A 12652-nucleotide genomic window follows, 5' to 3' on the forward strand; every position below is an offset into this window, starting at 1 on the left:
TCAGTACCGGATCGCGTCGATGACCTTGACCCGGACGGCCACGATCGCCGGGACGAGACCGGCCAGCGCCCCGACGAGGGTCGCCGCGCCGAGCCCCAGCAGTGCCGCCTCCGCCGGGAACGGCGGGATGTCCTCGATGCCGTTCTGCTGGATCCAGCCGACGGTCAGCGGATTGGTGACGAGGATCACCGCGATCGCGACCCCCGCGACGCCGGCGACCACCGTCGCGACCACGCTCTCCATCATGATCGAGAAGAAGATGCGGCCGGAGGAGGCGCCGAAGCTGCGCCGGATCCCGATCTCGCGGATGCGCTGCCGCACCGTGACGAGGGCGATGTTCAGGAGCCCGAGCGCCCCGAGGGCGAGCACCAGTCCGGCGACGCCGCCGATCACCCAGGTCAGCACCCCGAACGGATCCGAGTCGTACGTGAGGTAGTCCTGGCGGCTCACGTCGGCGTCGATCCCCGGGCCGAGCGCGGCCGCGATGTCGCGCTGCACCGCCTGGGCGAGCGGCTCCGCGATGTCCAGCGGCACCCACATCTCGTAGTTCGGGATCGCTCCGCCGCCGAACGGGTCCTCGGCCGCGGGCTCCTCGGCGACGCCCGCGTACCCGTCGGCGAGCATCATCATCGTGGGCTCGGTGTCCCACTGGGTCACCGGGGTCACCCCCACCACAACCGCGGTCGTGTCGCGCTCGGCACCCAGGAGGGTGACCGTGGGGTGCGTGGCGAGGTCAGGTCGCCCGAGGCGGTCCCAGAAGATCTCGCTCACGACGACGGCGGGAGCGAGCCGGAGCTCGTCGCGCTCGGTGAACCAGCTGCCCTCCTCGACCTCGAGGCGGTGCATCTCGGCGTAGGGCTGGTCGACGGCGGTGACGGGCACGTCCACGGCTCCGTCCGCGAACTGCACGCGCGCGGATCCGTAGGTCGTGCGGCTCGCGTACGTGATGCCGTAGCGCTCGAGCACCGTCTCCCACGCCGTCTGGAGTGCGGCGGGGTCGACGACGCCGTCGCCGCTCGTCGTGTAGGCGCTGACGTAGAGGCTGGCGGGGCGCCCGCTCGAGCGCTCGGCCTGCTCGATGCTCGCCTGGCGGGCGATGCCGCCGGCCGCGACGACTCCGGTGAGCGCCGCGACGGCGACCGCCACTCCGATGAGCGAGAGCAGCACGCGGCCGCGGTGGATGCGCAGCTCGGTCCACGCCTCGACGATCGCGCCGGCGATGCCGACCAGGCCGCCCATCAGAGCGCGCCCTCGGGGTCGGCCGCGGGCGCGGCGTGCGCGGGCGCCCGGTCGTGCAGCGTCCCCGCCGAGGACGCCGTGTCCAGCCGGCCGCGGTCGAGCCGGTAGTGCCGCTCGGCGCGGGAGGCGATCGCCGGGTCGTGCGTGATGGTCACGAGAGCCGAGCCCGACTCGCGGGCGATCTCGTCGAGCAGGCTCATCACGGTCTCCCCCGTGTCGGTGTCGAGTGCGCCGGTGGGCTCGTCGGCCAGGATCAGCCGCGGACGGCGCACCAGTGCGCGCGCGATCGCGATGCGCTGCTGCTCGCCGCCGGACATCCGCCCGGGCGAGGAGTCGACGCGGTGCCCGAGGCCCACGCGCTCGAGCATCTCGGCCGCGATCTCGCGGCGGCGCCAGAACTCGCGTCCGGAGGCGTAGAGCAGCGGGGTCATCACGTTCTCGCGGGCGGTGCGGCCGTCGAGCAGGTTGAACTGCTGGAAGATGAAGCCGATGCTGCCGCCGCGGATGCGCGCCCGCGCCCGCGAGGACAGGGTCTCGGTCGGCCGCCCCTCGAGCAGCATCCGCCCCTCGGTCGGCTCGTCGATCAGGCCGAGGATGTTCAGGAGCGTGGACTTGCCGGAGCCGCTGCGGCCGACGACCGACACGTGATCGCCCTCCCCCACCTCGAGGTCGACGCCGTCGAGGATCGTCAGCGGGGGCGCGTCGGGCAGCGGCACGACCTTCCGGATCCCCTCGAGCCGGAGGATCGTCACGGGCAGAACACCGAGCCGTCGGGGTTCTGCACGCACTCGCCGCCCTCGACGGCGGCGTCGTTCGCGGTGGCCCCCGGCACGAACTGCAGCAGCTCCGCGCCCTCGTCCACGCCTCCCGTGATCTCGACGCTCGAGCCGTCGGTGAGCCCGAGCGTCACGGGGACCTCCTCGGTCGAGCCGTCCTCGGCGAGCCGGAAGACGACTCCCGACTCGGCCGTGCCCTCGACGGCGGTCGTCGGCACCACCAGGACGTCCTCGGCCAGGCCGCCGGCCAGCGTGACGGTGGCGGCGAGGCCCGGGAACACGGTGACCTCGGCGGGCACCTGGCAGCGGAAGCTCGTGCCGGAGCCGGTCGGAGCCGCCTCGCCGCCCGCCGCCTCTCCGGTGCCCTCGCCCGCGAGCGGCGTGGTGATCGCGAGGCCGGTGCAGGTGAACGCGGCCGGGCCTCCGGTGATCGAGACCTGCGCCTCGGTGGGGCGGTCCTGGATCCGGTAGAGCTGCTGCGCGTCGATCGATCCCGTGACCGAGAAGCGGGGCGGAGCGACCTGGCCGGTCACCTCCCCGACCGTCACGGCCTGGTCGTGGATGACGCCGAGGGCGCTGAGCACGCCGTCGGCCTCGGCGTACACGCGCTCGAAGCGCACCGCAGGGGGCGGCTGCGAGACGCTCACGGTGCCGTCGGCCGCGGTGGTCTCGACCGGGTCGCGCGCGGTCTCGACGCGGATGTCGTACACGAGGTCGCCCTCGGCGACCGTCGCGCCCTGCTCGATGTACACGTCGTCGACGGTGCCGACGGCGGTGGCCTTGAGCGGCACGGCAGGGTCGGCGGCGACGGAGCCCTGCAGGGTGAGGTCGTTGGTGATGGTGCCGCGGGCGACGGTCACGACCGGCTCGGTGAGCTCGCCGGTCGGGACGGTCGGATCGGCCTCGGCCGCGCTGTCCGGGAAGAAGGCGATCTTGACGAGCGCGATGCTCGCCGCTCCGATGATCACCATCCACACGATCGGGAACACCCAACGTCGAACCGCACTCATCTCGTCCCCCGACTCCGCGCACCGCGCTCGCGTGCTCCCCCCGTGGGGCACTGAGGTGAACCTTATCCAGGCTCCGGCGCGCAGAGTGCGGGACTCGGCAGGCGGCGCCGCGGAGTCATCCCTGAGGAGGAGGGAGGGGGACGGCGAGCTTCTCGACGACGCCCGCGACGCGCCGCGCGCGGGTGGCGTCGGCCTCCGCCCCCTCGATCGCGGTGACGTGGGTGCCGCCCAGGGCGGCGATCACCTCGGGCGGGACCTCGATCCCGGTGGTGCGGCCGACCTGGTGCATCGTCGTCGAGAAGCGCAAGACGGGAGGCTACTCCCGGGCGGACCGGTTTCCGTCGGGGTCCTCAGCAGAGGGACCGAGCGCCGAGCGGACGGCGTCGACCGTCATGCGCCCGTCGGGATCCAGACGGGTCAGCATGCGCGCCATGATGTCGGCGAGCTGCGGGATCTGCTCGGCGTCGAGCGGGTCGATCACGTCGGCGAGCACCGTGGCCACGTGGCCGGGAGCGGTCGCGACGAGCTTCGCCAGCCCCTCCTCGGTGAGGACGGCGTTGGTCGCCCGCCCGTCCGTCGGGCACGGCCGCCGCTCGAGGTAGCCGCGCGCGACGAGCCGGGTGACGACGTGCGACAGCCGCGGCAGCGTCGCGTTCGTGCGGGTCGCGAGCGTGGTCATCCGCAGCGTCCGGTCGGGCGCCTCCGAGAGCATCGCGAGGGTCATGTACTCGAAGTGGGTGAGGCCGGCGTCGCGCTGGAGCTGCTGGTCGAGCGCGCCCGGGAGCAGCTCGACGACCGCGATGAAGCGGATCCACGCACCCAGCTGCTCGGGCGTGAGCCACCGGGGCTCGCTCGGGGATCCGTCGGGCGTCGGCGTTGCAGCGGGCGTCGGGGATCCGGGAGGCATGACGTCACCCTACACCTTTCGTTGCAGCGACAACCTTTTGTAGGGTCACCGCGCCCGGACCGTCCGCTCAGATCACGTCGTCCGAGAGCGCGATCGGCGTGCCGAACCGGTGGTTGGTGATCGAGACGGCCTGCTCGCGCAGGAAGGGCAGCAGCTCGACGCGGCCGGCCGGGGTGACGGGGTTCGCGTGGATCGCGACGTCCGGCGACCCGCCGAGGGCCTCCGCGAGCGCGGAGGCGAGAGGGATCCGCGACCCGTCGGCGCGCTGCAGCGGGATCGGCTTGCCGGTGCTGCCGCGGGTGATGCCGGTCACCACGTCGGTGAAGGACCGCGTCGCGGTGCGGGCGGCGAGCGCCTCCTCGCCGTCGGATCCGGGCGACCCTGCGGCGCCGCCCCCGGGGCCGGCGTACTCGTCGACCCGGTCCGAGACGATGTCGCCGACGATGCGGATGCGCGACGCGGTGATGCGCCCGGCCGCCGCCCGCTCGAGCCACTGCGCGTCCGACTCGACGACCACCTTGGGCACGAGCCCCGCCATCTCGGCGAGCTCGTCGCCCGCGAGGATCTCGAGCACCCGCGGCGGCAGCGGGATCGACGTCGAGACGTCCATCCTCGACCGGGTGAGCAGTCCCGCGGCGATGACGCGGAGCAGCTCCCCCAGGTCGCCTCCGTCGGCGAGGCGCAGCGCGATCGGCACCCGCAGGTAGCGGAACAGGTTGCGCTCGACGCCGACCTTCGAGATGTCGCTCACCACTCCGAACTCGGTCGCCCAGGCGAGCTGGTCCGAGAGCGCGGAGCGGCGGAGCAGGTCGAACTGCTCGAACTGCAGCGACGACTGCGCCGCCTCGATGAACCGGCGGGCCCGGTCGTCGAGGCCGCGCAGGTGCAGCGTCGACGACGGGCGCGCGGGCGACGGCTTCCACGAGCCCAGGCCGATCAGGTGGTTCGGACCGCCCGCCTTCGCGCCGCCGCCGACCGACGAGCGCTTCCAGCCGCCGAACGGCTGCCGGCGCACGATCGCGCCGGTGATGCCGCGGTTGACGTACAGGTTGCCGGCCTCGACGGAGTCGAGCCACAGGGCGAGCTCGTCGGCGTGCAGCGAGTGCAGCCCGGCGGTCAGCCCGTAGTCGGTGCCGTTCTGGATCCGGATCGCGTCCTCGAGGGTGGCCGCGTGCATGATCCCGAGGACGGGACCGAAGAACTCGGTGAGGTGGAAGTAGCTGTCCTCGGTCACCCCCTCGCGGACTCCCGGCGACCAGAGCCGACCGCTGTCGTCCAGCTGCCGCGGCTCGACGAGCCACGACTCCCCCGCACCGAGCGTGGTGAGGGCGTGCGCGAGCCTGCCGGTCGGCTTCTCGATCAGCGGTCCGATGACGGAGGCCGGGTCCTCGGGGTACCCCACGCGCAGCGAGGTGACGGCGTCCACGAGCTGAGCGCGGAACCGCTTCGAGCGGGCGACCGACCCGACGAGGATCACCAGCGACGCAGCCGAGCACTTCTGCCCGGCGTGCCCGAACGCGCTCCTCACGATGTCGGCCACGGCGAGGTCGTAGTCCGCGTGGGGCGTGACCACGATCGCGTTCTTCCCGCTCGTCTCGGCGACGAGCGGCAGGTCGGGCCGCCAGGAGCGGAAGAGCTTGGCGGTGTCGTAGCTGCCGGTGAGGATCACGCGGTCGACGAGCGGATCCGTGATCAGCGCACGTCCCAGCGACTCCTCGTCGAGGTCGACCAGGGCGAGGAGGTCCTGCGGGACGCCGGCGTCCCAGAGCGCCTCGGCGAGCACCGCCGCCGAGCGCCGCGCCTGCGGGGCGGGCTTCAGCACGACTCCCGATCCCGCGGCGAGCGCCGCGAGCACCGAGCCGGCGGGGATCGCGACCGGGAAGTTCCACGGCGGAGCGACGACCGTGACTCGCGCCGGCACGAAGGTGGCGCCCGTCACCGCGTCGAGCTCGCGCGCGCGGGTGGCGTAGTAGTGGGCGAAGTCGATCGCCTCGGAGACCTCGGGATCGCCCTCGGCGATGGTCTTGCCGGTCTCGGAGGCCATCACCTCGAGGAGCCGGTCGCGGTTCGCGGCGAGCGCGAGCCCGGCGCGGTCGAGGATCGCCGCGCGGTCGTAGCCCAGCCGCTCGCCCCATCGCTGAGCCCGCCGTTCGACGGTGCGCAGCAGCTCCTGCAGCGCCTCCGGAGTCGTGATCCGCGCGGCATCGGCCGTGGCGGTGCCGATCGTGGAGGTGGCGAGCCGCCCGGTGATCAGGCGCGCCCAGCGGCGGTTGCCGGGCAGGGAGGGGTCGGTGTCCGGCTCGTTGCGGAACCCGGCGGTCGCCGCGGCCGCTCCGGAGCCGCGGCTGAGCCCGAGGACCGCCTCGGTGAGCCCGGCGGCAGCGGGGTCGACGGAGTGCTCGCCGGCGCGCGCGTGCTCCTGCACGAGGCGCCGACCCGATCCCGACGACCACTCGCGCAGCCTGTCCTGCGTGCGGTTCGGCGCCGGCAGGCGGTCGTCGAGCGCCTCGAGCGAGAGGCGGAACCGCTCCAGCTCGCGCTGGAAGACGCTCTCGTCCTCGAGCTCGAAGACGGCCGACAGGAAGTTCTCGGGGCTCGCGTTCTCCTCCAGTCGCCGCATCAGGTACGAGATGGCCACGTCGAACTCGCGCGGGTGCACCACGGGCGTGTAGAGGAGCAGCTGCCCGACGTCCTCCCGGATCGCCCGCGCGAGGCCGGTGGCCATGCCCAGCAGCATCTCGATGTCGACCGCCTCGACCACGCCCCGCTCGTTCGCGAGGATCCAGGCGTGGGCGACGTCGAACAGGTTGTGGCCGGCGACGCCGATCCGCACGGCGTCGGTGCGCGCGGGGTCGAACGCCCAGTCGAGCAGTCGCTTGTAGTTGGTGTCGGCCTCGGCCTTGCTCCCGACGGTCGCGACCGGCCAGTCGTGGATCGCGGCGTCCACCCGCTCCATGGCGAGGTTCGCGCCCTTGACCACGCGCACCTTGATCCGCGCCCCGCCGCGCGCGCGGCGCCCGGTCGCCCAGGCGGTCAGGTCCTGCAGCACGCCCAGGGCGTCGGGCAGGTAGGCCTGCAGCACGATGCCGGCCTCCAGCTCGAGCAGGTTCGGGTGGTCGAGGAGGCGGCGGAAGACGGCGACCGTGAGGTCGAGGTCGCGGTACTCCTCCATGTCGAGGTTGATGAACTTGGGGGTCGGGCTCATCGCCGCCGTCTCGTAGAGCGGAGTGAGCCGCTCGACGATCCGCTCGACCGCCTCGTCGAAGGCCCACATCGAGAGCTGGCTCGCGATGCTCGAGACCTTGATGCTGACGTAGTCGACGTCGGGGCGCTCGAGGAGCAGCCTCGTCCCCTCCAGCCGCCGCAGCGCCTCGCGCTCGCCGAGCACGGCCTCGCCGAGCAGATTGAGGTTCAGCCGGTCGCCGCCCTCGCGCAGCGACGCGATCGCCGAGCCGAGGCGGGCGTCGGAGGCGTCGACCACCAGGTGGCCGACCAGCTGCCGCAGCACGCGCCGGGCCGCCGGGACGACGATCCAGGGCAGGACCGGGCCCACGGCACCGCCCGCGGCGACCGCCGCGCGGAGGTACGGAGGGAGGAAGGCGGGGGTCTTGGCGGTGAGCGCCGCGAGGTTCTCGGCGGCGACCGAGAGGTCCTCCGGTCGGGCCACGCCGTCGACGAAGCCGGCCGTGAAGTCGAGTCCGTCCGGGTCCTGCAGCACGCCGGCCAGGCGGCGGGCGGCGGGGTCGGCCTCGAAGGCGCGACTGCGGATGAGCCAGCGGCGCGCGAGCTTCTCGACGCGCTCGAGCATCGGCTCGACGTCGTCGAACTCGGGCTTGCGACGCGGCAGACGCAGCGCCTCGCCCGTGTGGTACTGGCCGGTCTCGCTCAGAGCGCCCCGATCGACGGGACGCGCGTCGGGCGCGTCCTCGGAGCGCGGCCGGCGGCGCTGCTCGCGCTGCTGCGGCTGCTGGTCCTCGGGCGCGGAGTGCTCGGCCTGCTCCTGGCCGGCCTCCGGCGCGTCGATCGGCACCTCGTGCTCCGGGTCGTTCCCGGGCACGGCTGAGGACGTCGACTGCTCCATCCCACGAGGCTATGCCCGAGGCGGCGGCCAGGCGGGGCGTGTCGCCCCCCTCGTGCCGACTCCTCGGGGAAGAGACGTCCGGGAAGCGGCCTCCGGGAAGCGGCCTCCGGGAAGCGGCCTCTGGGAAGACTCCCCCTTCCCGTCGGGTGTGGTGGACGCCGGTGGGGACGAGCGGGACGATGGGCGCACCCGAACACCCCCGCTCGCGATCGGAGACCCGATGGATCCGCTGCCCGTCCCGCGTGCCGCGATGATCGCCGCTCAGGCGCTGATCGACAGCGCGGCCGCCTTCGACGGCGAGGCGACCGGCCCGATGAACCTGGCCGTCCTCGAGCGTGCGCTGAGCCCGATCGAGGAGGGCGTGGTCGACGCCGACGGAGTGGTCGTGCCGACCGCGTCGGACGTGGCGGGGGCCTCCGTCATCTGCCTCACCTGGCTGACCGGCCGCCTGGCCGAGTCCAGCGGGCGCTCGAGCGAGGAGATCCTCTTCTCGCTGCGCGAGTTCGTCACCGAGGCGCTGGGCAGCGACGCCGACTGAGCGGAGCCGTCGACCCCGCGGCGCCCGGACTCGCGTCCCGCCGCCCGGCCGACCACACTGGCCTGCATGGCGCGAAGCACAGTCCGACGCGATCGGCACCGGCCCCTGGACGTCTCGGACCGCGAGCGCAGCGGCACCGCGCCCGGCCCGCGTCCCGCCTCGCCGCCGTCCGATCCGGCGGTCGACGTGGTGATCGTCGGTGCCGGCCACAACGGCCTGGTCGCCGCGGCCTACCTCGCGCAGGCCGGGCTCGACGTGCTGGTCCTCGAGCGGAGCGCGCGCACGGGCGGTGCCGCCGTGTCGGAGTACCCGTTCCGCGGCGTCGAGGCCCGGCTCAGCCGCTACTCCTACCTGGTGAGCCTGCTGCCGCGCACGATCCTCGACGACCTGCGGATCGACGTGCCGCTCGTGCGGCGCCGCTACTCCTCCTACACCCCCGATCCCGCGGACCCCACCCGCGGGCTGCTCGTCGACACGCACGACGCGCAGGCGACCGCCGCCTCCTTCGACCGGCTCGGCTCCCCGGCCGACGCCGAGGGCTTCGCCGGCTTCTCGCGCCTCACCTCGACGGCCGCGACGGCGCTCTGGCCGACCCTCACCCAGCCGCTGCTGCGACGCGAGGAGGCGCGGCGCCTCGTCGGCGACGACTCCGTCTGGAGTGCGCTCATCGAGCGCCCGATCGGGGAGGCGATCCAGCGGAGCGTCGAGAACGACCTCGCGCGCGGGGTCCTGCTGACGGACGCCCTCATCGGCACCTTCGCCGGCGCGGCCGATGCCGACCTCGCCCAGAACCGCTGCCTGCTCTACCACGTGATCGGCGGCGGGACGGGCGACTGGGACGTCCCGGTCGGCGGCATGGGCTCGGTCTCGGGCGCCCTGGACCGCGCGGCCCGCGACGCCGGAGCCCGGATCCTGACCGGGGCGGAGGTGACCGCGATCGGAGCCGACGGCGACGTCGTCTACCGCCGGGGCCCGCGCAGCCGCCGGGTCCGCGCGCGGTTCGTGCTCTCGAACGTGGCGCCCTTCGTCCTCGACCGGCTGATGGACGGCGGGTCGGGCGTCGGCGGCCCTCGGCCGGAGGGCGCCCAGGTCAAGATCAACCTCGTGCTGCGACGCCTGCCGCGGCTGCGCGACGAGAGCGTCTCACCGGAGGCGGCCTTCGGCGGCACCTTCCACGTGAACGAGGGCTGGGACGCCCTGGAATCGGCCTTCCGGGCAGCAGGCAGGGGCCGCACGCCCACCCCGATCCCGTGCGAGATCTACTGCCACTCGCTGACCGACCCGACGATCCTCTCGCCCGAGCTGGCCGCCTCGGGAGCGCACACCCTCACCGTCTTCGCCCTGCACACCCCCGACCGCTGGCTGACCGCCGAGAACAACGCGTCGACCAGGCAGCGGCTGCAGGAGGAGATCCTCGACTCGATCGACTCGGTGCTCGCCGAGCCGATCCGCGACCTGATCCTGCTCGACGCCGACGGCGCCCCGTGTCTCGAGACGCGCACGACGCACGATCTCGAGGAGAGCCTGGGCCTGCCGGGCGGCAGCATCTTCCACGGACCCCTCTCCTGGCCGTTCGCCGAGGACGACGAGCCGCTGGACACTCCGGCGCAGCGCTGGGGCGTCGCGACCGCGCATCCGCGCGTGCTGGTCTGCGGTGCGGGAGCACGGCGGGGCGGCGGCGTCTCGGGACTCGGCGGGCACAACGCGGCGATGGCGGTGCTGGAGGAGCTCGGCGCCTGATCCTCGAGGCGGCTGATCCTCGACGGGCCTGATCCTCGACGTGCCTGATCCTCGACGTGCCTGATCCTCGACGTGCCTGATCCTCGGATGGGCGTGATCATCGGGCGCGTGGCGCCGGGACGTCACGCCCTCAGTGCCACCGGTGGTCCTGGATGGTCATCCGCGGCCCGTGGCGCGGCTTCCGCGCACCGCTGCAGCCGATCAGCCGGATGATCCGCTGCCGGTGCCCGCGCCACGGCTCGAGCAGCTCGAGCATGCCGTCGTCGTCGACTCCGAGGCGGCCGGTGAGGGCGAAGCCCACCGCCGCGGCGAGGTGGTAGTCGCCCACGCTGACCGCGTCCGGATCGCCGTGCGCGCGCATCATCACCTCGGAGGCGGTCCACGCGCCGATCCCGGGCACCGAGCGCAGTCGCGACTCGACCTGCGCGCCGCCGCGCCCGAGGGTCAGCGTGCGCTCGAGTCCCGGCGCCACGAGCGCGGCGGTGAGCAGGGTGCGCGAGCGGCGCGGATCCACTCCGGCGCGGTGCCACTCCCACGACGGGATGCGGCGCCACTGCTCGGCCGTCGGCGCCACGTGCAGGGGCACGGGCACCGGGCCGGGGGCGGGATCGCCGTAGCGGCGGACCAGCGCCCGGTACGCCCGCCACGCCTCGGTGCTCGTCACCTTCTGCTCGAGGATCGACGGCGCCAGCATCTCGAAGACCAGCCCGGCACGGGCGAGCCGCAGGCCCTCGACCCGGCGCAGCACGTCGGCCAGGGGCCGGTGCGAGGAGAGATCCAGGCCGCTCCAGTCGTCGCCGTGCCCCAGGAGCTCGGGCACCTGCGCGATCAGCCACTCCGCACCCTCGCCCCACGCCCGCGCGCGCACCGAGCCGTCGACCGCCTGCACGAGGTGCAGGGTGCCTGCGCCGTGGGGCGTGCGGAAGGCCTTCCAGAAGCCGGAGGCGTCGATCAGCATCGTGGGGTCGCCCGTGCCGCGCAGCAGCGTGCGGACGGTGAGCGCGAGGCTCACCGGCACGGCGGGCGCGTAGACCGTCGCCCGGGCGGGCTCGGGAGCAGGAGGGGCGGACGTCACGCAGCGATGCTAATCGCGCCCTCCGACACCGCCGGTCGAGCTCGGCGGCGAGGGCCGCGACAGCCCTCCCGCACTGACTCTTCGGAGCCGGCGCGATGCCCGGATTGGATCAGGACCGATGACCACATGCGCAGATTTTTCTCGCCGATTCCGCTGGTCAGAGGCCTCTTCACGGGCGTAGCTTCGCGCTGTCGCGACGGCGTTCAGTCGTCCGGCATCCGCCTATCACTGGAGATGCGCACATGTTCGACACGACCTTCATCCGCAAGGCGATCGTCAGGAGCTCCGAGACCGCTCTGGACCGTCGCCGCTTCTTCGAGGCCACCGGCGTCGCCGGCCTCGGCATCGGCGCGGCCGCCCTGGCCGCCGCCCCCTCCGCCGCCGCTGCCGACCAGGCGCCCGGCGGACCGAGCGACGGCTCGATCCTGAACTTCGCCCTCAACCTCGAGTACCTCGAGGCCGAGTTCTACCTCCGCGCCGTCACCGGCCGGGGCCTGGACGCCGCCGACGTCACCGGCGCCGGCACTCCCGGCACCGTCACCGGCGGTCGCGCGGTGCCGTTCAAGACCCCGTGGCTGAAGTCGGTCGCGACCGAGATCGCGCAGGACGAGCGGGCGCACGTGAAGTTCCTCCGCAAGGCCATCGGCGGCACCACCGTGGCGCGCCCGAAGATCGACCTGCAGGCGAGCTTCAACGCGGCCGCCACCGCGGCCGGCCTGATCGCTCCCGGAGGCACCTTCGACCCGTTCCTGAACGAGCAGAACTTCCTGCTCGGCGCGTTCGTGTTCGAGGACGTCGGAGTCACGGCGTACAAGGGCGCGGCTCCGCTGATCGATTCGCCCGTCTTCCTCGAGGCCGCTGCCGGCATCCTCGCGGTCGAGGCCTACCACGCGGGCACGATCCGCTCGGCGCTCTACGCACTCGGCCTCGAGGTGCCCGCGGGCAAGCTCTCGGACGCCCGCGACTCCCTCGACGGGGCGGCGACCGACCTCGACCAGGGCATCAAGGTGAATGGTGCGGCGAACATCCAGCCGACCGACGCCAACGGCATCGCGTTCAGCCGCAGCCCCGGCCAGGTGCTGAACATCGTCTACCTGAACCCGGCGTCGACCACCAAGGGCGGGTTCTTCCCGAACGGAGTCAACGGCGAGCTCAACGCGAGCGCGGCCGGCTAGTCCTCCACCCTGCACGACGACGGGCCCTTCCTCGAGGCGGCGAGGAGGGGCCCGTCGTCGCGTCCGGACCGGCGGCCGGCCCTCCCTCGGCCCCGCAGGTGCACCGCGGAC

General features: G+C 73.6%; 10 protein-coding genes. 3 read left to right on the forward strand and 7 right to left on the reverse strand.

Annotated elements, in window-relative coordinates; all coding sequences use genetic code 11:
- From IOC53_RS03785 to IOC53_RS03810, 6 genes are all read right to left on the reverse strand, one after another.
- Positions 1-1239 (reverse strand): ABC transporter permease, encoded by a 1239-nt coding sequence (locus IOC53_RS03785; protein WP_207403055.1) that lies wholly within the window; start codon positions 1237-1239, stop codon positions 1-3.
- Positions 1239-1991, reverse strand: coding sequence for an ABC transporter ATP-binding protein (locus IOC53_RS03790; RefSeq protein ID WP_207403056.1), 753 nt, complete (start codon positions 1989-1991; stop codon positions 1239-1241). The genes IOC53_RS03785 and IOC53_RS03790 overlap by 1 nt, the downstream gene beginning before the upstream one ends.
- Entirely contained in the window at positions 1988-3004 is a 1017-nt protein-coding gene (locus IOC53_RS03795) for an efflux RND transporter periplasmic adaptor subunit (protein ID WP_207403057.1), read from the reverse strand. The genes IOC53_RS03790 and IOC53_RS03795 overlap by 4 nt, the downstream gene beginning before the upstream one ends.
- Before the next feature lie 136 nt (positions 3005-3140).
- On the reverse strand, positions 3141-3332 hold the full coding sequence (locus tag IOC53_RS03800) for a hypothetical protein (RefSeq protein ID WP_207403058.1): 192 nt from the start codon (positions 3330-3332) through the stop codon (positions 3141-3143).
- Positions 3333-3341: 9 nt separating this feature from the next.
- Positions 3342-3932, reverse strand: coding sequence for a MarR family winged helix-turn-helix transcriptional regulator (locus tag IOC53_RS03805; protein ID WP_207403059.1), 591 nt, complete (start codon positions 3930-3932; stop codon positions 3342-3344).
- A 67-nt stretch (positions 3933-3999) separates the two neighbouring features.
- The gene (locus IOC53_RS03810) at positions 4000-7740 is read right to left on the reverse strand and encodes a bifunctional proline dehydrogenase/L-glutamate gamma-semialdehyde dehydrogenase (protein ID WP_207403138.1); all 3741 of its coding nucleotides are present in this window, start codon (positions 7738-7740) and stop codon (positions 4000-4002) included.
- Positions 7741-8233: 493 nt separating this feature from the next.
- Between IOC53_RS03810 and IOC53_RS03815 the strand changes: the two genes are divergently transcribed.
- Entirely contained in the window at positions 8234-8551 is a 318-nt protein-coding gene (locus IOC53_RS03815) for a hypothetical protein (protein ID WP_207403060.1), read from the forward strand.
- Between the two features lie 66 nt (positions 8552-8617).
- On the forward strand, positions 8618-10291 hold the full coding sequence (locus tag IOC53_RS03820) for an NAD(P)/FAD-dependent oxidoreductase (RefSeq protein ID WP_207403061.1): 1674 nt from the start codon (positions 8618-8620) through the stop codon (positions 10289-10291).
- Positions 10292-10421: 130 nt separating this feature from the next.
- Here IOC53_RS03820 and IOC53_RS03825 read toward each other — a convergent pair whose 3' ends face one another.
- Positions 10422-11366 (reverse strand): DNA-3-methyladenine glycosylase, encoded by a 945-nt coding sequence (locus IOC53_RS03825; RefSeq protein WP_207403062.1) that lies wholly within the window; start codon positions 11364-11366, stop codon positions 10422-10424.
- Between the two features lie 242 nt (positions 11367-11608).
- Between IOC53_RS03825 and IOC53_RS03830 the strand changes: the two genes are divergently transcribed.
- Positions 11609-12541, forward strand: coding sequence for a ferritin-like domain-containing protein (locus IOC53_RS03830; RefSeq protein ID WP_207403063.1), 933 nt, complete (start codon positions 11609-11611; stop codon positions 12539-12541).
- The last annotated feature ends 111 nt before the right edge of the window (positions 12542-12652 follow it).

Source organism: Rathayibacter sp. SD072 (genome assembly GCF_017355185.1).
Taxonomy (GTDB): Bacteria; Actinomycetota; Actinomycetes; order Actinomycetales; family Microbacteriaceae; genus Rathayibacter.

Excerpts from the sequence above, each read along its gene's own strand:
- IOC53_RS03785 (WP_207403055.1), bottom strand. The coding sequence starts at position 1,239 with ATGGGCGGCCTGGTCGGCATCGCCGGCGCGATCGTCGAGGCGTGGACC.
- IOC53_RS03805 (WP_207403059.1), bottom strand. The coding sequence starts at position 3,932 with ATGCCTCCCGGATCCCCGACGCCCGCTGCAACGCCGACGCCCGACGGA.
- IOC53_RS03810 (WP_207403138.1), bottom strand. The coding sequence starts at position 7,740 with ATGCTCGAGCGCGTCGAGAAGCTCGCGCGCCGCTGGCTCATCCGCAGT.
- IOC53_RS03815 (WP_207403060.1), top strand. The coding sequence starts at position 8,234 with ATGGATCCGCTGCCCGTCCCGCGTGCCGCGATGATCGCCGCTCAGGCG.
- IOC53_RS03820 (WP_207403061.1), top strand. The coding sequence starts at position 8,618 with ATGGCGCGAAGCACAGTCCGACGCGATCGGCACCGGCCCCTGGACGTC.
- IOC53_RS03830 (WP_207403063.1), top strand. The coding sequence starts at position 11,609 with ATGTTCGACACGACCTTCATCCGCAAGGCGATCGTCAGGAGCTCCGAG.